Annotated in this window: 19 protein-coding genes and 1 pseudogene; 13 read left to right on the top strand and 7 right to left on the bottom strand. The window is 64.9% G+C overall.

The genetic code is table 11. The annotated features are described in order from the left end of the window. Window positions 1-679, top strand: a pseudogene (locus tag AKN83_RS40720) (hypothetical protein); the annotation flags it as partial. A 158-nt stretch (window positions 680-837) separates the two neighbouring features. Here the strand turns inward: AKN83_RS40720 and AKN83_RS27400 are convergent. Then, window positions 838-2352, bottom strand: a complete 1515-nt coding sequence (locus AKN83_RS27400; RefSeq protein ID WP_050404455.1) for an ATP-binding protein — start codon at window positions 2350-2352, stop codon at window positions 838-840. 225 nt (window positions 2353-2577) lie between these two features. Between AKN83_RS27400 and AKN83_RS27395 the strand changes: the two genes are divergently transcribed. Further along, window positions 2578-3867, top strand: coding sequence for an MFS transporter (locus tag AKN83_RS27395; RefSeq protein ID WP_050404456.1), 1290 nt, complete (start codon window positions 2578-2580; stop codon window positions 3865-3867). A 27-nt stretch (window positions 3868-3894) separates the two neighbouring features. Here AKN83_RS27395 and AKN83_RS27390 read toward each other — a convergent pair whose 3' ends face one another. Both AKN83_RS27390 and AKN83_RS27385 read right to left on the bottom strand, forming a co-directional pair. Next, a complete protein-coding gene (locus AKN83_RS27390) occupies window positions 3895-4605 on the bottom strand; it encodes an alanyl-tRNA editing protein (RefSeq protein ID WP_050404457.1) in 711 nt (236 codons plus the stop codon). A gap of 11 nt (window positions 4606-4616) precedes the next feature. After that, on the bottom strand, window positions 4617-5786 hold the full coding sequence (locus AKN83_RS27385) for an OpgC domain-containing protein (RefSeq protein ID WP_050404481.1): 1170 nt from the start codon (window positions 5784-5786) through the stop codon (window positions 4617-4619). 238 nt (window positions 5787-6024) lie between these two features. Between AKN83_RS27385 and AKN83_RS27380 the strand changes: the two genes are divergently transcribed. Further along, complete coding sequence (locus tag AKN83_RS27380) at window positions 6025-7128, top strand: asparaginase (protein ID WP_050404458.1); 1104 nt, start codon at window positions 6025-6027, stop codon at window positions 7126-7128. Between the two features lie 53 nt (window positions 7129-7181). Here AKN83_RS27380 and AKN83_RS27375 read toward each other — a convergent pair whose 3' ends face one another. Further along, a complete protein-coding gene (locus AKN83_RS27375; protein ID WP_050404459.1) occupies window positions 7182-7391 on the bottom strand; it encodes a hypothetical protein in 210 nt (69 codons plus the stop codon). A 51-nt stretch (window positions 7392-7442) separates the two neighbouring features. On the opposite strand from AKN83_RS27375, the gene AKN83_RS41905 reads away from it, so the two are divergent. The 5 genes from AKN83_RS41905 (at window position 7443) to AKN83_RS27350 (ending at window position 13384) form a co-directional block, all read left to right on the top strand. Further along, window positions 7443-7829, top strand: a complete 387-nt coding sequence (locus tag AKN83_RS41905) for a helix-turn-helix domain-containing protein (RefSeq protein WP_050404460.1) — start codon at window positions 7443-7445, stop codon at window positions 7827-7829. Window positions 7830-7889: 60 nt separating this feature from the next. After that, window positions 7890-8696 (top strand): MBL fold metallo-hydrolase, encoded by an 807-nt coding sequence (locus AKN83_RS27365; protein ID WP_050404461.1) that lies wholly within the window; start codon window positions 7890-7892, stop codon window positions 8694-8696. An 87-nt stretch (window positions 8697-8783) separates the two neighbouring features. Next, entirely contained in the window at window positions 8784-10646 is a 1863-nt protein-coding gene (htpG, locus tag AKN83_RS27360) for a molecular chaperone HtpG (protein WP_050404462.1), read from the top strand. Window positions 10647-10883: 237 nt separating this feature from the next. Continuing rightward, entirely contained in the window at window positions 10884-12089 is a 1206-nt protein-coding gene (gene zigA, locus AKN83_RS27355) for a zinc metallochaperone GTPase ZigA (protein WP_050404482.1), read from the top strand. Between the two features lie 146 nt (window positions 12090-12235). Further along, the gene (locus tag AKN83_RS27350) at window positions 12236-13384 is read left to right on the top strand and encodes a DUF3095 domain-containing protein (protein ID WP_050404463.1); all 1149 of its coding nucleotides are present in this window, start codon (window positions 12236-12238) and stop codon (window positions 13382-13384) included. Window positions 13385-13455: 71 nt separating this feature from the next. On the opposite strand, the gene AKN83_RS27345 is transcribed toward AKN83_RS27350, so the two are convergent. The 3 genes from AKN83_RS27345 to AKN83_RS27335 form a co-directional block, all read right to left on the bottom strand. Continuing rightward, window positions 13456-13899, bottom strand: coding sequence for a DUF2147 domain-containing protein (locus AKN83_RS27345; RefSeq protein ID WP_050404483.1), 444 nt, complete (start codon window positions 13897-13899; stop codon window positions 13456-13458). Between the two features lie 149 nt (window positions 13900-14048). Beyond that, on the bottom strand, window positions 14049-15431 hold the full coding sequence (locus AKN83_RS27340) for an MATE family efflux transporter (RefSeq protein ID WP_050404464.1): 1383 nt from the start codon (window positions 15429-15431) through the stop codon (window positions 14049-14051). A gap of 316 nt (window positions 15432-15747) precedes the next feature. Further along, window positions 15748-16278 carry a GNAT family N-acetyltransferase gene (locus AKN83_RS27335; RefSeq protein WP_050404465.1) on the bottom strand — a complete coding sequence of 177 codons (531 nt, stop codon included), beginning with the start codon at window positions 16276-16278 and terminating at the stop codon, window positions 15748-15750. A gap of 139 nt (window positions 16279-16417) precedes the next feature. On the opposite strand from AKN83_RS27335, the gene AKN83_RS27330 reads away from it, so the two are divergent. The 5 genes from AKN83_RS27330 to AKN83_RS27310 all read left to right on the top strand — a co-directional run bounded on the left by AKN83_RS27330 (window position 16418) and on the right by AKN83_RS27310 (window position 20392). Next, window positions 16418-17017, top strand: coding sequence for a superoxide dismutase (locus AKN83_RS27330; protein WP_050404466.1), 600 nt, complete (start codon window positions 16418-16420; stop codon window positions 17015-17017). 204 nt (window positions 17018-17221) lie between these two features. Then, window positions 17222-17608: a fluoride efflux transporter CrcB gene (crcB, locus tag AKN83_RS27325; RefSeq protein ID WP_050404467.1), complete on the top strand. Its 387-nt coding sequence runs from the start codon at window positions 17222-17224 to the stop codon at window positions 17606-17608. Between the two features lie 605 nt (window positions 17609-18213). Continuing rightward, window positions 18214-18927 carry a protein TolQ gene (tolQ, locus tag AKN83_RS27320; RefSeq protein ID WP_016846954.1) on the top strand — a complete coding sequence of 238 codons (714 nt, stop codon included), beginning with the start codon at window positions 18214-18216 and terminating at the stop codon, window positions 18925-18927. Between the two features lie 34 nt (window positions 18928-18961). Then, window positions 18962-19429, top strand: a complete 468-nt coding sequence (locus AKN83_RS27315; protein ID WP_016846953.1) for a biopolymer transporter ExbD — start codon at window positions 18962-18964, stop codon at window positions 19427-19429. A gap of 30 nt (window positions 19430-19459) precedes the next feature. Next, entirely contained in the window at window positions 19460-20392 is a 933-nt protein-coding gene (locus AKN83_RS27310; protein ID WP_050404468.1) for a cell envelope integrity TolA family protein, read from the top strand. Window positions 20393-20439 lie beyond the last annotated feature (47 nt).

The following is a 20439-nucleotide window of genomic DNA, read 5'->3' as shown; positions in this document are numbered from 1 at the left end:
GGTCGCCAACGTCGTGACGGTCTCGGGGCAGACCTTTGCTGCATCGAACCTGTTCAGCGCGACGGACGCGGATGGCGATGCCATCACGAAATATGCGCTGTGGGATTCGAATACCAACGGGCATTGGAGCGTCAACGGAGCTACGCAGGCCGCGAATACCGAGATCGACATCACGGCGGCGCAACTTTCCCAGACCACCTATCAGGCCGGCTCGGGCACCGATCAACTCTGGATCCGGGCCAATGACGGCATTGCGTGGGGAGCCTGGCAGCCCTTCAACGTGACGGGCGAAAGCTCCGGCAATGCCACGATCGCCGCGGGCACCACCCTCGAATTGCCGGGGGCGTCGAGTGCCACCGTTGCGTTCCAGGGCGCGACCGGGACGCTGAAGCTCGACAATTCCGCGAGCTTTGCCGGTACGGTTGCCGGAATGACCGGCGCGGACGCGATCGATTTCGCGAACATCAGTTTCGCGAACGTTCACACGCCGACCTTCAATGGGACCAGCTCGGGCGGAACGCTCACGGTGACGGACGGCACCGTCACGGCGAGCATTGCGCTGCTCGGCAACTACATGGCCTCGACCTTCACGACCTCGAGCGACGGCCATGGCGGTACCCTGGTTGTCGATCCGCCGGCGACCCAGGTCAGCCAGCTCGCGCAGCCGCAGCATGCGTGAGGCTTGAAGACGAGGGACTGCGTGGGCCTGCCACGGGCCCACCGCAGCCCGATCCCTCAACGGCAGACACAAGAGGCCCGCCTCTCGGCGAGCCTCTTCGTGTCGTGCAACGTTTGCTGGATACCACGCACGACAGAGCGCTTCATCGCCGACGCCGATTACGGCGCCGAGCTGTTGGCTGCTTCCGCGGGCGCATCATCCGCATTCGGGTCGGCCGCGGCGGTGGCCCAGGCGAGTTCGACGAGCGTCACGATCCGCCGGCCGGCCCCGTCAAGCTGGCAGACGATCAGGCCCTGCTCCTCGATGTAGGTCAGAAGATGCCGGGCGCGGCGCAGCGAGTGCGTGCCGTAGGCGCGGGCGATCGCGGCGTCGCTGGGGCAGGGCCAGCCTTCCTTCGCCGTGCGAGCGATCATCATGAAGACGCCCTGCATGTCCTCGGGCAGGATAGCCGCGCGCAGCGAGACGTCCTGCCACGCGTCGTCCTCCGCCATCTCGGTGCCGAGGCCAGCGCGGGCGCGCGTCAGCATGCGGCGGAAATCGCTTAGCTCCGGCACGACGGCGCCAAGACCTTCGATGCGGCAGCGGACCACGAACTCCTGATAGAGCACGCCGATGGCGCGGAAGCCGGCGTCGGGCTCGGCGAGGATGGCGCGCAGGATGCGATCCAGCCGCTCACGCCGCTCGGCCAGCTGCTCGGCGCTGAGTGGCGGTTTCGCAGCCTCGGGATCGGCCTCCGGTGCCGGCTGCTTGGCAGCCATCAGCTGGCTGAGCAGATCCGGTGACGGCGGCCGGCGCTGCGGCCTGGCCGTGGTTTCAGGCGGCGGGGCTGCGAGGATGATGGCGCGCGCGTCTTCGAGCGCCGCTTCAGGCAGCGGCATCAGTCGCGGCGCCGCGTTGCGCGGTTGGGTGTCGGTCGGACCGATGCGAAGGCCTAGCGGACGGCGGGAGAGTGCGGGCCCCAGCGCCATGAATTGTCCGCGCTCCAGGTCGCGGAACGCTTCCGCCTGCCGCCGCTCCATGCCGAGCAGGTCGGCGGCGCGCGCCATGTCGATGTCGAGGAAGGTCCGGCCCATCAGGAAATTGGACGCTTCGGCCGCGACATTTTTGGCAAGTTTCGCCAGCCGCTGGGTCGCAATGATCCCGGCAAGCCCGCGCTTGCGGCCGCGGCACATTAAATTGGTCATCGCGCCGAGCGAGAGCTTGCGTGCCTCGTCGGAGACTTCGCCCGCGATCGCAGGCGCGAACAGTTGCGCCTCGTCCACCACCACCAGCATCGGATACCAATGGTCGCGCGGGACCTCGAACATGCCGCCGAGGAACGCCGCCGCGCGCCGCATCTGGTTCTCGGCGTCGAGCCCTTCGAGATTGAGCACGGTGGAAACGCGGTGGATGCGCACGCGCTCGCCGGCGACCTGCAGGCTGCGCTCGGTATGGTCCTCGGCGTCGATGACGAGGTGGCCGAATCGCTCGGCCAGGGTCACGAAGTCACCCTCGGGATCGATGATGGTCTGCTGCACCCATGGCGCGCTCTGTTCCAGCAGCCGGCGCAGCAGATGGGATTTGCCGGAACCCGAATTGCCCTGCACCAGGAGGCGCGTGGCCAGCAGCTCCTCGAGGTCGATGGCCGCCGAAGCGCCGGCCGTCGTCTGTCCCATCTCGATCGCTACCGTCATGTCCCGACTCAAATCATCCTTGCGGGACGCGGCTTAACAAGCCGATCGCGCCCCGTCGAGCGAACCGCGGCATGATCCCCAGGCACGGCCGGGATGCGGACGATCCGGGCCGATGTGAACCGCGCCGCCATTCTCATGCCGGATACCTCCGTCCCGTTTGCCGGTGGTCTCTCCTCGCGCAAACCTCGTCATAGTCCCCAGCACAAAAGAAACGTGTGAGGAAACATGACTGAGAGCATCGTTGATGCCGTTGCCCCGTCGGTCGCGGCGCCTGGAGCGGTGTCGCCGCGAAAAGTGTTTTGGGCGACCTGGTTCGGCTGGATGCTCGATGGCTTCGATTCCTCGATGTACGGCTATATCCTGGTCAGCGCGCTGAGCGAGCTGTTGCCCGCCAGCGGCATCGAGCCGAGCAAGGCCAATATCGGCATCTACGGCGGCCTCTTGTTCTCGATCTTCATGCTGGGCTGGGCCTGCTCGATGGTCTGGGGCTGGGCCGCGGATCGTTACGGGCGCGTCAGGATCATGTGCTGGACGGTGCTGGTCTACTCGCTGTTCACGGCGCTGTGCGGGCTCGCGACGGGTATCGTGATGTTCGCATTGTTTCGCTTCGTCGCCGGCTTCGGCATCGGCGGCGAGTGGGCGGCGGGCACGCCGCTGCTGCAGGAATCCGTGCCCGAGAACACCCGGGTGCGGCTCGCTGGATGGCTGCACACGGCCACGCCGACCGGACTGTTCCTCGCCGCCGCCGCCACGCTCGCGATCGGCAGTACGCTCGGCTGGCGCGGCATGTTCCTGCTCGGCATCCTGCCGGCGCTGCTGATTGCGTATCTGCGCAGCAACATCCCCGAACCCGAGCACAGCGCGTCGCGCAAGCAGCCGTCGGTCGCGGCCTTGTTTGCGGGGGATCAGGCGCGCACCACCTGGGCCGCTGCGCTGATGATGGCCTGTATCATCTTCGGCCTGTGGTCGTCGAACTTCTGGGCGCCCACCGTGATTTCGACCAAGCTGGCCGCAGCCGGCGCAACGCCGGCGCATGCGCAGGAGGTGGGGGCGGTCGCAGGCTTGATCACCAATGTCGGCACGCTGATCGGCTGCCTTCTTGTGCCATGGATCACCGGCTGGCTCGGTAGCCGGCGCCGTACCGCGGTGCTGTTCTTCATCGGCGGCCTGATTTCCGTCGTGGTTTGCTATGAGGTAGCCATCGAATGGCTCGACAGTCTGGTGCTGTTCATGGCTTTGCTGCCGGTGCTGGGCTTCTTCACCAATGGCGTGTTCGGCCTGTTCACGATCTGGCTGCCGGAGATGTTTCCATCCGCGCTACGTGGCTCGGGCTCCGGTTTCGCCTTCAGCATGGGCCGCGTGCTCGGCGCCGCCGGCCCGACCTTGATCGGCGCGCTCGCTGCCCGCACCGGAAGTTTCCCGCTGGCGATTTCGATGCTGTCGCTGATCTATGTAATCGGTCTGCCGTTGATCGCCCTCGCGCCGGAGACGGCCGGCAAGCCGCTCGCGAAATAGCAAGCGCAGGCGGCAAGCGAGAGCCGGTCAGATCGCAACCTTGATCCGGCGGTTCTGGCGGCCCTTGTTGTCGATCTTGACGATGCGTGCGGGTCGGGCGCGCCCTGTCGACGCCAGATGCGTCCCGCCGCAAGCCTGGCGATCAAGGTCGAGGATTTCGACGATGCGAACGAGTCCATCGTCCCCGGCCGGCGGCGCGACGGCCTTGCTGCGGAACAGGCCGGGCACAGCCTGCGCTTCGTCGTGTGGCATGAAGATGCTGCTCACCGGAAGATCCCGCCGAATGACCTCGTTCAGCGGCGCCTCGAGCGCCCGCAGCGCGTCATTGTCGGCTCCCGGCAGATCGAAATCGACGCGGAACGTGGCGTCGGCGTTGAGCTGGGCGCCGGTGAGAAGAGCGCCGCCGAACTGCGTGTAGACGAGTGCATTGACGACATGGGCGAGCGTGTGCAGCTCGCACATCAGGGCGCGAAATGCCGGCTCGACCTCGAGCGTCACGTTGCCGGAGGGTAGGGCTTCGCCGGCAAACAGATGCCACAGGCCGCGCTCGTCGCGCTCAAGTCCGCTGATGGGCAGCACGCCGCCGGACCATCTCAGGACACCCCGGTCCGGAAGCTGCCCGCCTCCTCCGGGAAAGAACGGCGAGCGCTCGACAAGGACGGCGCCTGGCCTGGCGTCGCGCACCTCGGCTTCGAGCTGCAGGATTTCGGGATGATCGTGATAGAAGGCTCGCGACATCGATGACGCGCCTACGCCGCCGGCTTCGCGGCCGCTGGCGCCTGCGCAGCCACGAGTGGCTTCGGCGCCTTGTCGACCTTCTTCGACCACGATCGGTAGTAGGCGAGCACGGTCATCAGCACGATGCCGATCACGCTGACCACGATCTGCATCCAGAGGCTGCCGGAGACCTCAACCAGCACGACATGCGCGATCACGGCAAGGAAGACACCCGAGCAGAACACCTCGAGCGACTGCTGGCCGCATTTGATAATCGGCTGGAACAGCGGCCATTCATATCCGGGCCATTCGCGCGGCAGGAAGCGCGTGACGAAGAAGGCGAGGACCACGAAGTGCAGCACGCGATACGGCGCGAGGTTGGTCTTGTCGTTGGGATTGAAGGCATCATAGAGCCAGGCCGGCATCGCCTGACCGAGTTCGGGGAAGCGGCCCGCCAGCGTCATGACCAGTGCAAACAATAGATAGGCGCCGCCGAGCCAGAGGAAGGCGCGCGAGCGGATGAAGGCGATCGATTCACTGGCGCCGCCGAGCGCGAACCAGCCGCCGAACACGAACAGGAACTGCCAGCAGAACGGGTTGAAGTACCATGAGCCGGACGGATAGGCCGGCAGATTCCAGCCGAAGTGGCGTGCGGCGAGATAGAGCAGGAACGAGGCGGCGAGCGTCAGATTGAGCTTCCGCAGCATCGCCCACAGCACCACCGGATAGACCAGCATCAGCGCGATGTAGAGCGGCAGCACGTCCATGTTGACCGGCTTGAACGCCAGGATCAGCCCCTGATAGAGCGTCTCCGCCGGGTTCTGCATGAAGCCCGCGACGTTGAATTCGTTCTCGAGATTGGGGTCGTGATAGCGCTGCGCGAGATAGCCGATCTCGGCGATGTAGATCACGAACAGCAGGACATGCGCGACGTAGATCTGCCAGGCCCGCTTGATCAAGCGGGTGGCGCCGATCACGGTGCCGCGTTCGAGCATCATCCGCGCATAGACAAAGGAGGCAGTGTAGCCGGAGATGAAGACGAACAGATCGGCCGCGTCGCTGAAGCCGAAATTCTTCTGTGTGATCCAGTTCACCGCGTTGTTCGGGATGTGATCGAGATAGATCGCCCAGTTGGCGAAGCCGCGCAGCAGGTCGAGGCGATAGTCGCGACCACGCGGCGGCAGAACAGCCTTGACGTCCATCGGTTCGGTCCCCATCCCCTATGCCCGCGTCTCAGGTCGCGGGGCGTCCACCGCGTCATACTAGAACAGGATTTCGACGGTTGTGTATTGGTTTTCTGGGAAACGATCGTCTCAACAGCAGGTCAAACAGCGCTGAATTTGGATCAAATCGTTCGGGCCGCGCGTCGCCGCAAGTTTGTCCATTTCTTGCGCGACAAAACCAAGAGTTGTACCACAGAATCTATCGCTGGGGGAAGAAATGGCGCTGCACTCGCTTCGATCGGCTCGTTCCGCACGCACCATCGTCGGCCTTGCCACAGCCCTTGTGATCGGGCTTGCGTCGCCGGCCGTTGCACAACAGTCGCCGGCCGGGACCTCGCTGGCCCGCGTGCTCGTGCTCGGCACCGGCGGCACCATCGCGGGCCAGGCCAATGCGCGCGCCGGCAATGCCTATGACTCGGGCAAGGTCAGCGCGGCCAACCTGATCGCGGCCATCCCGGGCATCGACGGACTCGCCCAGATCTCGGCTGAGCAGATCTCGTCGATCGGCTCGCAGGACATGAACGACAAGGTCTGGTTCGACCTCGTCAAGCGCATCCGTACCGCTGTTGACAACAAGGAGGTCGACGGCATCGTTATCACCCATGGCACCGACACGATGGAGGAGACCGCGTTCTTCCTGCAAAACGTGCTCGACACCGACATGCCGGTCGTGCTGGTCGGATCGATGCGGCCTTCGACCGCAATCGGCGCCGATGGTCCGGCCAATCTCTACGAAGCGATGCGGGTTGCGTCCGCGCCGGAATCTCGCGGCCGTGGCGTGCTCGTGGTGCTCAACGACACCATCCATGCCGCACGCTGGGTGCAGAAGACCAATACCACCAGCGTCGAGACCTTCCGTTCGCCTGATGCCGGCCCGGTCGGCTATGTCGACACCGGCGCGCTGCGTTTCCTGCAGCCGGCCGCAGCCGTCAAGGGGGCCAAGCTGAAGTTGCCGGATGCGCCGCCCTTGCCGCGGGTCGACATCATCTACTCGCACGCCAACATGGATGCCGCGGAGGTCGAGGATGCGGTCAAGCGCGGTGCCAAGGGCATCGTGCTGGCCGGCGTCGGTGACGGCAATTCATCGAAGGGCGCGATCGATGCGCTGGCGGCCGCGGCGAAGCAGGGCGTTGTGGTGGTGCGTTCGACCCGCGTCGGCTCGGGCTATGTCAACCGGAACGTCGAGGTCGAGGACGACAAGCTCGGCTTTGCGGTCTCGCTCGATCTAAACCCGCAGAAGGCGCGCGTGTTGCTTGCGCTCCTGATCGCCAACGGCGTCACGGAGTCTGCCGCGGTTCAACAGGCGTTCGCGCGGCCGTGATCGAGCGATAATAAGCGCCATGTATCTCGGGAACGATCTCGGCACTTCGGCGGTCAAGACCATTCATGCGATCGCCGCCAGGGGCGGTAAACCGTCAGCTTTGACGCACCGCCCGTGAGCCTTGTCGCCGGTGGCTCCGCCGCCGCTTGCGCTGTTCGCCGCGCCGCGAGCAGCAGGCCGCGAGGCTCCGCGATCGGCGACATCACGGTGGTGACGGGAACGCCAATGATCTCGGCGATCTCCCCACAGGAGAGATCGATCATTTCGCGTAGCGCGATGGCCTCGCCGGGCGGCGCGGCCAGCTCACCGACGAGTTGCCGGATTGCTGGCGTGGCGCGCCGCCCGGACTTGTCCTTGATGCTGGCATCGTCCGCCGCTATGCGGTCGCCGAGTTTTTCCTGGCAGACGGTTTTGAGGATCGCGAGCAGCCAGCGCCTGATGGCGGTGCCGCGAAGGTCGTCGAACCGGCGCGGTGCGCGCAGATCGCAGTCTTGCGCGGGTTGTCTGCGTCCACCTCGGTTCGCATCAGCGCCTGCTGCTGGCGCCGGCTGCTGCTGCACACGCAGGGCGCGGGCCGCAACGTCAGCGACATCGCCTATACGGCCGGCTTCAACGACCTGTCCTATTTCCACCACGCCTTTCGCCGCAAGTTCGGTGCAGCGCCGGCCGAGCTGCAGATGGAACTGGGCCGCCGGCATTGAACGCGTTGCGCTACTGACGTAGATCAGGGGACCAGCTTCATCCCAACGCGTGTGGTCTCAATGCCCCTCTGGACTTGCGAACAATGCGGCGCGCAATTTCCTGAAACGGCGGCGCCGCCATCGTCCTGCCGGATCTGCGAGGACGAGCGCCAATACGTGAACTGGAAAGGCCAGGAATGGCTGACGCGCGAGAAACTCGCCGAACGGCATCGGCTCGTCTGGCGCGACGATCTCGGCCTCGTTGGGCTGGCGCTCGAGCCGTCCTTCGCGATCGGCCAGCGTGCGCTGCTGGTGCCGGACCGCGGCGGCTGCGTGATGTGGGACTGCGTGCCGCTCGCCACGCCAGAGGCGATCGCGCATGTCAGGTCGCTCGGCGGGCTAAAGGCGATCGCGATCTCGCATCCGCATTATTATGGCGCGGTTGCCGACTGGGGCTTGGCGTTCGACGATGCGCCGGTCTATCTGCACGGCGACGACGCGCAATGGGTGACGCGGCCCTATCCGTCGATCGTGCCGTGGCAAGGCGACAGCCACCGCATCTCCGAAGACATACTCTTGCTGCGCGGCGGCGGCCATTTCGCCGGCGCCACCATGTTGCATTGGCGCCGGGGCGCCGACGGGCGCGGCGCGCTCCTAACCGGCGACATCGCGATGGTCGCGATGGATCGCCGCTCGGTCAGCTTCATGTACTCCTACCCGAATTACATCCCGCTCAACGCTTCCGCAGTTCGCCGCATCGCGCGCGCGGTCGCGCCGCTGGCCTTTGACCGGATCTACGGCGCCTGGTGGGGCAAGAACATTGCTTCCGATGCCAAGGCGGCGTTCGACCGCTCGGTCGAGCGCTATCTCGCGGCGATCTCGGACTGACGGTTCCGCCCCCGCTCGTCTTGCCAGGCGGCGCTATCGCGCTATATCAGGGCTTTCCCGCCACTTTCCTGTTGTCCGAGTTTCTGCATGACCACAACTGCCGCCGCCGAATCCCAGCCATTCCAGGCCGAGGTTGCCGAATTGCTGCACCTGATGGTGCATTCGGTCTATTCCGAGACCGACATCTTCCTGCGCGAACTGATCTCGAACGCATCCGATGCTTGCGACAAGTTGCGCTATGAAGCGATCGCCAATCCTGGCCTGATCACCGACGGCGCGCCGCCGGAGATCAGGATCGTCCCGAACAAGGCGGCCGACACGCTGTCCGTGGTTGACACCGGCATCGGCATGGAGCGTCAGGAGCTGATCGACAATCTCGGCACCATCGCGCGTTCCGGCACCAAATCGTTCCTGTCGAAGCTGACCGAGGCCAAGGACGGCGCCAATCTGATCGGCCAGTTCGGCGTCGGCTTCTATGCCGCGTTCATGGTAGCCGATAAGATCGTCGTTACCAGCCGCCGTGCCGGCTCGGACGAGGTCTGGGTATGGTCGTCGGAAGGCGGCAGCGGCTTCGAGATCGCCCCGGCCAGCGAGGAGGCCGCCAAGCGGGTCGCGCGCGGCACCGAGATCGTGCTGCACCTGAAGAAGGATGCCGCCAAGTATCTCGAGGCTTACGAGATCGAGCGCATCGTTCGCGAGTATTCCGACAACATCCAGTTTCCGATCCTCTTGGTGCCGGAGGAGGGCGAGCCACGCCAGATCAACTCGGCGAGCGCGTTGTGGCAGCGCGCGAAATCCGAGCTCAAGCCGGAAGACTATACGCAGGCCTACAAGCAGATCGCGGGCGCGTTCGACGAGCCGGCGATGACGCTGCATTACCGCGCCGAGGGCCGGCAGTCCTATGCCGTGCTGCTGTTCGCGCCGTCGCAGAAGCCGTTCGACCTGTTCCAGGTCGAGCGCAAGGGCAAGGTGAAGCTCTATGTCCGCCGCGTCTTCATCGCCGACGACGCCGAGCTGCTGCCCGCGTACCTGCGCTTCATTCGCGGCGTGATCGACAGCGAGGACCTGCCGCTCAACATCTCGCGCGAGATGCTGCAGAACAATCCGCAGCTCGCGCAGATCCGCAAGGCGGTCACCAGCCGGGTAATTGGCGAGCTGGAGCAACTCGGCGACAAGGAGCCGGAGGCCTTCACCAAAATCTGGGACGCGTTCGGCCCGGTCATCAAGGAAGGCCTGTGGGAAGATTTCGAGCGCCGCGAGAAGCTTCTGGCGCTTGCGCGCTTCACTACGACATCGGGCGAGAAGCGCTCGCTGAAGCAAATTGTCGACGACTTCAAGCCGAACCAGACCGAGATATATTACCTGGTCGGCGACAGCGTCGAGCGGCTGAAGTCGAACCCGAAGCTGGAATCGGCGCGCGCCCGCGGCATCGAGGTGCTGCTGCTCACCGATCCCGTCGATGCGTTCTGGACCTCGACGCCGCTCGAATTCGGCGGCAAGCCGCTGAAGTCGCTGAGCCAGGGCGATGTCGATTTCGGCCTGATCCCGCTCGCCGACGACAAGGACGACAAGAAGGACGAGCCCGCCGCCGATGCCGCAACCACGATCGCTGTCATCAAGGATGCGCTCGGCGAGCGCGTCTCCGATGTCCGCGCCTCGCAGCGGCTGACCGCGAGCGCATCGTGCCTTGTCGCCGGCGGCGATGCGCGTGATCGCGCGCTGGAGCGTTTGCTCGCCCAGCAGAATCGCGGCGAGATCACCAAGCCGATCCTCGAGATCAACCTGCGCCACCCGCTGGTCGCCGCGCTCGCGACCGACACCGCGCAGGCGAAGGACCTGTCGCTGTTGCTGTTCGAGCAGGCGCAGATCCTCGACGGCGAGATGCCCGACGACCCCGCCGCATTCGCGAGCCGCCTGAACCAGCTCGTGCTGCGGGGATTGGGGAAGTAGGCCCTCGTAGCCCGGATGAAGCGCAGCGCAATCCGGGGCGGCTCCATCCTTGGATAGTGCGGCTCCGGATTGCGCTACGCTCCATCCGGGCATGCATTCGTACAATGGCAAAGCTGGACCGGGCGTCAATTGGACGCTTGACAGCTCGCGGCCAGTTTATGTTATGTTATAACATAACATAGATCTACAAGCCCATGTCCCGCCGCCGTCTATCCCTCCAGCAACTGTTTGATCTCGATGCAAAAACTCCCCGTCACCATCTTGTCCGGCTTCCTCGGGGCTGGAAAGACCACTTTGCTGAACCATGTCCTGAACAACCGCGGCGGCCTGAAGGTGGCGGTGATTGTGAACGACATGAGCGAGGTGAACATCGACGCCGACCTCGTCCGCGATGGCGGTGCGAACCTGTCCCAGACTGACGAAAAGCTGGTCGAGATGAGCAATGGCTGCATCTGCTGCACCCTGCGCGACGATCTGCTGAAGGAGGTGCGCGCGCTCGCCGAGAGCGGCCGGTTCGATTATCTGCTGATCGAATCCACCGGCATTTCCGAGCCGTTGCCGGTTGCCGCGACCTTCGAGTTTCGCGACGAGAACGGCAACAGCCTCTCCGATGTCGCACGCCTCGACACTATGGTCACGGTCGTCGACGCCGCCAATCTGCTGAAGGATTATGCCTCCACCGATTTTCTCAGCCAGCGCGGCGAGGCGCTCGACGGCGACAAGCGCACCTTGGTCGATCTGCTGGTCGAGCAGATCGAATTCGCCGACGTCGTCGTGCTCAACAAGGTCGATGCTGCGACCCCGGCCGAGCGCGCGGCCGCGACGACCATCGTGCGCGCACTCAATCCCGACGCCGACCTCGTCGAGGCGAATTTTGCCAAGATCCCGTTCGACCGCGTGCTCGACACCGGCCGCTTCGTCCATGAACGCGCGCAGCAGCATCCGCTCTGGCACAAGGAGCTCTACGGCTTTGCCGAGCATGTGCCGGAGACTGAGGAATACGGCATCACGAGCTTCGTCTATCGCGCGCGCCGTCCGTTCGATCCGGTACGGTTTCACGGCTTCCTGCGCGAGAGCTGGCAAGGCGTGATCCGCGCCAAGGGCCATTTCTGGATCGCGACGCGCCCGGACTGGTGCGCGGAGATGAGCCAGGCCGGTGCGATCGTACGGACCGAAGGCCTTGGCTCGTGGTGGGCCGCGATCCCGCGCGAGCGCTGGCCGGATCATCCGGATTGGCGACTGATGATGCAGCGGAGCTGGAACGATCTCTACGGCGATCGTCGGCAGGAGCTGGTGTTCATCGGCTCCGGCATGAACGAGGACGACATCCGCCGCCGTCTCGATGCCTGCCTGATCACCGGCCGACCGGGCATGGACCCGCAGGCCTGGGCAAAACTGCGCGATCCGTTTCCGCCGTGGCGACGAGCGGGCGAGGCGGCGTGAGCCCTCTATGTCCGTCACCCTGAGACGCCACTTCGCGGCTCTTCAGGATGACGGGCGCCATTCGGGCAAGAGTTTCAAAACCCCGTCCCAACGCGCGCCGCATCTGCTAGAGAGTCTTGCACAGGCAGAAACAACACGGCGTTGCGATGGCTGGCGGCAGCGAGATCTTCTACGGCGGCATTCCGGTGTTTCGCGGCTTCGCGCGCCTGATGGAACCGGCGCTGTATGCGCCGCTGCCCGACGACTGGACGGTCGGCGTCGCCGATATCGTGGAGTCCACCAAGGCGATCGCGGCGCAGCGCTACAAGGCGGTCAACATGGCCGGCGCCGCGGTGGTCGCCTCCGTAACCAATGCGCTGGATGGCCGCGAATTCCCCTTCGTGTTCGGCGGCGACGGCGCGAGCTTCGCGGTCGCGCCTGCCGATCTCGACCGCGCGCGCGAGGCGCTGGCGGCGACCGCGCGCTGGGTGCGCGACGACCTCGACCTCGTGCTCCGGGTGGCGCTGGTGCCGATCGCGGCGATCCGCGCCGCGGGTGCCGACGTCCGCGTCGCGCGCTTCGGCCCGTCGCCCAATCTGTCCTATGCGATGTTCTCCGGTGGCGGCCTGGCTTACGCCGATGCGGCGATGAAGCGCGGCGAGTTCGCGGTCGATCCGGCGCCTGAGGGCACGCAGCCCGATCTGTCCGGCCTGTCCTGCCGCTTCGAGGTGATGCCATCGGCGCGCGGCGTGATTCTCTCGGTGCTCGTGTTGCCGGCGAAGAACGCCGATCCCTTGGCCTTCCGCAAGGTGATCGAGGATATTGTCGTCCTGGTCGAGCAGAGCCCGGAGGCTGGACGGCCGGTGCCTGCAAACGGTCCGCCGCTGCGTTGGCCGCCGCAGGGGATGGAGTACGAAGCGCGCGCGCGACGCGGCGGCTCGCTCGCGCTACGCCGTGCCACGGTGCTCGCGTTCACGCTGTGGGCCTACACGCTGATGCGGTTCAATATTCCGGTCGGCAAGTTCGTGCCGAAAAACTATGTGCGGCAGCTGGTCGAGAATTCCGACTTCCGCAAGTTCGACGACGGCCTGCGCATGATCCTGGATTGCACGCCGGAGCTCGCCGCCGAGCTCGAGCAGCGCCTGGTCGCCGCAGCCGCGCAAGGTATCGTGCGCTATGGCTTGCACGAGCAGGATGCCGCGATGATGACCTGTTTCACGCCGTCGGTCATGCGCGCCGACCACGTCCACTTCATCGACGGCGCCCGCGGCGGCTACGCCTCCGCCGCCAACGTGCTGAAGACGCGCGCGGTGTGACTTGTTGCAACATCGGGACTCTGCTTCTCTCCCGCTTGCGGGGGAGGTGAAGGAAAAATCCCGCCTCGCGCTTACCGCCCGATGCGCGTCCAGGTCTCGCCGCCGCAGAGCGCGCCGACGCAGCCTTCGACCCGCAGCGTGCTCTCGCCGGTGACCGAGATGCTGCTCGCATAGGTACCGCCATCGTCGGCATTGTAGATCTGGCCCGACCATTTGCCCGCGGCAACCGGCTGCATGCCGGAGAACAGCGGCAGCCCGACGATCGGCCGGTTGGCCAGCGACGGATTGGGATTCTTGTTGTCGACCTGCGGCTTGCCGGTCATCGGATCAATCGGGTCGCGCAGGCTCACCACTACGCCGCAGATGCCGCCACCGCATTTGCTGATCTTGACGCGGGCATCGCCGGCCTGGGTCTGCCAGACGCCGAAAGGCTCAGGCGCACTCTGTGCATGCGCGGCAGGCACGGCAAGTGCCGTCGCAATGATTGCAATCACGAATCCGAATTTGCAGGCCATGGCTGTTCCCCAGAGGTTGGCCTGCATAACAAGTCGAAAGATTTCCGCAATGCCATATTCGCGCGATCAGGCGCGCGATACCCGGAAAATTTGCTGCTTTCTTCCCTGGCTGGTCATGCTCAGGCAACGCGCCGCGGCACGCACGGTAGTTATCCCCAGCGGGTCAGCCGAATCGATATGATCGTGGCGAGGCCGAACGCCACCATGGCGCCGCCGACCAGGGCAAATAGTGTCCACGCCGGGGCGCTCATGGTCGCAAGCCACCAGCCGCCGATGCCGACCAGCAACAGGCGGATGGTCCCGGCCAGCACCGGCCCGCCGACCTTGGCTGCGCCCTGCGAGGAAAAATACAGGCAGACGCCGACGCCGAAGAAGCCGAATCCCGGGCCGGCCAGCGCGAAATAGGACGAGGCTGCGGCGGTCACGCGGGGATCGGTGGTGAACAGCGCAATCCACAGCGTCGGTTTCAGTGCGACCACAAGTCCGACCAGCCCGACGACAAGCCCGGCCACCGTGCCGGCCGTCCACGCCACCTTGCGGGCGCGCGTGACGAGGCCGGCGCCGATTGCCATGCCGACCATCGGCACCGAGGCGACGCCGACCGCAAAGGCGATCGGGATCAGCAAAAATTCCAGCCGCGAGCCCATGCCGTATCCGGCCAGCGTCTCGGTGCCGAAGCCGGCCAGGATCTTGGTGAAGATCAGGATCGTCAGCACGCTCTGCAGCGGCGACAGGCATGAGATCGCCCCCACCTTGAGGATGTCGAGGAACATCGCGCGCTGGAAACTGAATGCGGCGAAGTCGAGCTTCAATCGGCTGCGACCAGAGGCAAGATACCAGGCGAGGAAGATCGCACCGCACGTGAACGCCGTGAGCTGGCCAGCGGCAACGCCGCGCATGCCGAGGCTCGGCACGCCGAACAGCCCAAGTCCCAGTACGCCGCCGACCGCGATCTGCGTCAACGAGACGCTGATCAGCGTCATCGAGGGAATGCGCATGTCGCCAGTGCCGCGCACGACGGAGGCGAGCGTGTTGACCAGCCAGATCGAGATCGCGCCGGAGAACAGCACCTGCGAGTAATGCATCGACTGCTCGAGCACGCCGCCGCGTCCGCCGAGCAGCGCATAGAAGCTGCGGCCGAAGCCCAGCATCATCACTGTGAAGAACAACCCGGCGCACCCTCCGATGATCGCCGCATGCAGCGCGAGGTCGGCAGCCCGGTCGCGATCGCCTGCGCCGAGTGCGCGGCTGATCGCCGACGAGACGCCGCCGCCCATCGCACCGGCCGACATCATCTGCGTCAGCATCGCGAACGGAAACACCAGCGCGATGCCGGCCAGCGGCTCGGTGCCGAGCCGGCCGATGTAGGAGGTCTCGGCGACTGCGACCAAGGTCGAGCCGAACATCGCGATGGTATTGGGGACCGCGAGCTTGAGCAGCGTCGGCAGGATCGGGGCCGTTAGCAAATGATCGACCGGTACTGCAGGCGCGGCTGCGGGTCTGACGTGGTCGATTGAGGCATCGATGGTCATACGCAGGCGGCTCTCGCATCACCTCTCCCCGACGGGGAGAGGTCGATTTGCGCAGCAAATCGGGTGAGGGGCCGCAGTTCCAACGAGAGATCGTAACCCACCCGGATCGCATCTTTCGATGCCACGTAGCCGAAGCTTTGCTTCGGCGTTCTCTCTAAGAACGGCCGCCAAACGCGGCCCACGCCTCTCCCGAGGGAGAGGTGAACTTTCGATGCGGATCGGGCGGTGGCCAATCTCGTTGCTCGGCAAATCAATAAATGATGATTGACATGTTACGAGTCCCAGCTGGTCCTCGCCACCCGCGCCCGCGCAGGGGTCACCACGGCAGGCCGCATAGGTCGATCTTGCCCTGGCGCGGCGCGCGGACGATGTCGTTGACGAACGGCGCCATCGCCTCGAAGCGGATCTGTCCGGAAGGCTGTTCGCAATGCACTTCGCCGGTGAAGGGATGCCAGCCGCGCGTCTGGTAAAATGCGAAATTGTGCGGTTCGCAGAATAAGATTGCAAATTTCACCGCGTCATTGGCACGAATGGTGTGCACGGCGGCATCTAACGCGAGCGACGCATAGCCGCGCCGCCGGCAGTCCGCGCGCGTCGAGACCCCGCCGATGCCGCCGACGTGCACCTTGTGGCCATTCCAGATGATCGTCCGGAAATAGATACCGACGTGGCAGGCGAGCCCGCTGTCGTCGGGCGCGTCGAGGAGCACGCGCAAATCGGCGTGAGCCCATTTGATGTCCGACCATGCCTTCTTTTCCATGACATCCGGGCTCCAGACCGCTCTGAGCAGCGGCTCGGCGCGTCGCCACGACGCATCTCCGTTGAGAATGTCGATTTCGATGGTCATCGCGCTGGGTCCTGGTCTGGTCTTCGGCTGCGCCGATCTGTCATACACGATCCGAAAATGCGGTGTTTCTCCGCCGTGGAACCTTCTATAAGGGGGACCCGTTAAGTGTAGTCTCCCACCCTCTGTTGGACATTACCCCATGACCTTCACGCTACCCGATCTGCCCTATGCCCACGACGCCCTTGCGCCCTACATGTCCAAGGAAACGCTGGAGTTTCACCACGACAAGCATCACCAGGCCTACGTCACGAACGGCAACAACGCGATCAAGGGGACCGAATTCGAAGGCAAGTCCCTCGAGGAGATCGTGAAGACCTCGTTCGGCAAGAACGCGGCCGTCTTCAACAATGCCGGTCAGCACTACAACCACATCCACTTCTGGAAGTGGATGAAGCCGAATGGCGGTGGCAGCAAGCTGCCCGGCCGGCTGGAGAAGAAGATCAACGAGGATCTCGGCGGCTTCGAGAAGTTCAAGACCGACTTCGCCGCCGCCGGCGTCGGCCAGTTCGGCTCCGGCTGGGCTTGGCTGCAGGTCAAGGGCGGCAAGCTCGAGATCGCCAAGACCCCGAACGGCGAGAACCCGCTGGTCCACGGCGCGGTGCCGATCCTCGGCGTCGACGTCTGGGAGCACTCCTACTACATCGACTACCGCAACCGCCGTCCGGACTATCTGAAGGCGTTCGTCGACAGCCTCGTCAACTGGGATTACGTCGACGAGCTGTTCGGCAAGGCCGGCTAGGCGTAAGCGCTGTCATTCCGGGGCGACGCGCAGCGTCGAGCCCGGAATCTATCGAGCCGCACGTGCGGTGGATAAATGGATTCCGGGCTCAGCCCTGCGGGCTGCCCCGGAATGACGTTGAGAGAGTTTTCGAGGGCGGCAGCCACGGCTGCTGCCCTTTTTGTTTCCTTGCGACGACCGTAACGTTGCGGCACAACGTTCCGAATGGGGCAACTCGCAAGCTATCTCATCGTCTTCTTCGGCGGCGGTCTCGGAGCGACGCTGCGCCATCTGATCAACGTCACCTGCGCGCGCTGCATCGGCACCGCGTTTCCTTACGGCACCTTCATCATCAACATCACGGGCTCGACCGTGATGGGCCTGATCGCCGGCTATCTCGCCTTCAAGGGCGAGGCCTCGCAGCCCTGGCGGCTGTTCCTGATGACCGGCATCCTCGGCGGCTACACCACTTTCTCCGCCTTCTCGCTCGACACCGCGCTGCTCTATGAGCGCGGCGAGCTTGGGCTTGCCGCGCTGTATGTCGCGGGCTCGGTGGCACTGTCGATCGCGGGTCTGTTCGCCGGGCTTGCGATCGTCAGGCATCTGACCTGACGTGCTCTTCGTCGTCATTCCGGTCGAGCAGGGTAATGCGCCAGGAGTGACCGTGAGGTGAACACGCCTCTCAGGCTCCCTCTCCCCTTGCGGGAGAGGGCGGGGAGAGGGGCCCCGGGCGGGTTGATCGAAGAGTGCACCGCTCTCGCAACTTTGTTTGCTTGTCGTCGTAACCTATGCAGAGCGGCACGCATCGTGTGGCACCCCTCTCCCCAGCCCTCCCCCGCAAGGGGGGGGGAGCCCTGCCGCCGATGTGTCCCTCACGCGCGAGTTGCTCGACGACGCAGAGCCCGCAACGCTGTAATCCGTTCATCTCGGGAACCCGCCAACCGGCTCAGCCGGCGGCAATTCCCGCCCCCAAATTTCCCTTTGGTAACCTCGCCTTAACCATGATTAGCGTTTGGTTAGGGTCGGAATGCCGCGTGAAAAGCCCTCGTTTTGACATGTTGGCAGGGGAAGCAGGGCCCGGCTTCGGACGGGCCCCCCCATGCGACAGATGTAAGAGGCTCTCGCGCAGTTTTTGCCGCGCCGGGCGCGCGGCCGTCGAACCGGCGCCGATTGGCGGCCCGCCTGATTGGGACACTTGCGTTGAGAGGATATTGCCGATGAATCCCGCCGACGTGGCGCAGTCAACTCTGCCACTGGCATCGAGCGACGTGTCGCTCATCGCGTTGTTTTGGCAGGCCCATTGGGTCGTCAAATGCGTGATGCTGGGACTTCTGTCCTGCTCGGTGTGGGTCTGGGCGATCGCGATCGACAAGATCCTGCTCTACGCTCGCACCAAACGGGCGATGGACAAATTCGAGCAGGCGTTCTGGTCCGGCCAGTCGATCGAGGAACTCTACCGGGCGCTTTCGGCCAAGCCGACCCAGTCGATGGCGGCCTGTTTCGTGGCCGCGATGCGGGAGTGGAAGCGCTCCTTCGAGAGCCAGTCGCGGTCGTTTGCCGGCCTGCAGGCTCGAATCGAGAAGGTCATGAACGTCTCGATCGCCCGGGAGGTGGAGCGGCTGGAACGCCGGCTGCTGGTGCTGGCGACCGTCGGCTCGGCCGGCCCCTTTGTCGGCCTGTTCGGCACCGTCTGGGGCATCATGTCGAGCTTCCAGTCGATCGCTGCCTCGAAAAACACCTCTTTGGCGGTGGTGGCGCCCGGTATCGCGGAAGCGCTGTTTGCGACCGCAATCGGCCTGATTGCCGCAATTCCGGCGACTATTTTCTACAATAAGTTCACCTCGGAGGTGAACCGGCAGGCCGCGCGCCTGGAGGGGTTCGCCGACGAGTTCTCCGCCATCCTGTCGCGTCAGATCGACGAGCGGGGCTGAGATTTATGGTGGTCACCCTTGTGAGCGCACGATCATGGCGATGAGCATGGCAGGGTCCGGTGGTGGCAGACGCCGCCGCGGCGGGCGCAAGCCGGTCATGGCCGAGATCAACGTCACGCCGATGGTCGACGTGATGCTGGTGCTCCTGATCATCTTCATGGTTGCGGCGCCGTTGATGACGTCGAACATCGACATCGACCTGCCGGTTGCGAGCGGCGGCAAGTCGATCTCGTCGAACCAGCCGCCGCTGACGCTGTCGGTCAAGCGCACCGGCGGCGGCTGCAACTCGAATGTCGAGCTCTATCTCGGCGACGCGCCGGTCACGGCCGCCGATTTTCCGGCCAAGATCAAGGCGATCGGAGATGCCCGGTCGGATGCCGAAAAGGTGGTCTATCTGCGTGGCGACAAGGACGTTTGTTACACGGATATGATGAAATTGCTCGGGGAGGTCCGGGCCGCGGGATTCAAGGCGAATATCGTCATCATCCCGGAAGGCGGATAGCCACCATGCCAAGGCACGGGGAAGCCTGATTTGAAGGTCAAGGTCGACAAGACTCTGGCGGCATCGATTGTCCTGCACGTCCTCGTGATCGGGTGGGGCCTCGTCTCGTTTTCGACCAGGGCTTACGTGATGCCCGAAGAGGAGTCGGTCGCCGTCGATGTGATCTCGCCCGACCAGCTCTCCCATCTCATGGCCGGTCAGAAGGACGGCAAGAAGGAAAATCCCAAGCCGCTGGTCGACAAGGTCGCCGAAGCCAAGCCGGTCGACGACACCGTCGGCAAGGTCGAGGAGAAGAAGCCGCCTGTCGTGACCGACACCGCGCCGCAGCCGGCGCCGAAGGTGGAGAAGCCAGAGGACAAGAAGCCGGATCCGCCGAAGAAGGTCGAGAACAAGCCGAAGGAAGAGCCGAAGCCGGTCGAGAAGAAGCCCGATCCGGTGAAGCCCGATCCGATCGCCGAAGCGATCAAGAAGGAAGAGAAGAAGCCGCCCCCGAAGCCTGTCGCACAGGCCGCCAAGCCGCCGCCCGAGCAGAAGCCGAAGGATCGCGTGTTCGACCAGAGCAAGATCGCAGCGCTGCTCGACAAGCGTGATCCGACTCGCGCTGCGGCGACCGGCGATGCGCTCAACGCCAACGCCGCGCTCGGCACGGCCAAGGGCAAGGCCGCCGACAACTCCGCGACCTGGGGGGCGATGTTCAAGCAGCAGGTCGAGCGCTGCTGGAAGAAACCCTATGGCGGCATCGAGGCGCAGCAGACCGAGGCCGTGTTCTCGATCAAGCTGAAGCGCGACGGCTCGCTCGAGGGCATGCCGGTGCCGGAAGGCACGCCGTCGACGCCGTATTTGCGGGTGTATCAAGAGAGCGCGCTGCGCGCGATCATCGAATGCCAGCCGTACAATTTGCCGGCGGCTTTCTTCGACGAATGGAAGTATTTTGCACCGGTGTTCACAGAGCGAAAGACCTGAGGACGGCCGCATCGCTTGGCCAATAGCAAACAAAGTTTACCGACAAT

Origin of the sequence: Bradyrhizobium embrapense, from assembly GCF_001189235.2 — a bacterium.
In the GTDB taxonomy this organism is placed as follows: Bacteria; Pseudomonadota; Alphaproteobacteria; order Rhizobiales; family Xanthobacteraceae; genus Bradyrhizobium; species Bradyrhizobium embrapense.
Note: the sequence above shows the minus strand (reverse complement) of the source record. Positions and strands in the feature narration are given on the sequence as shown.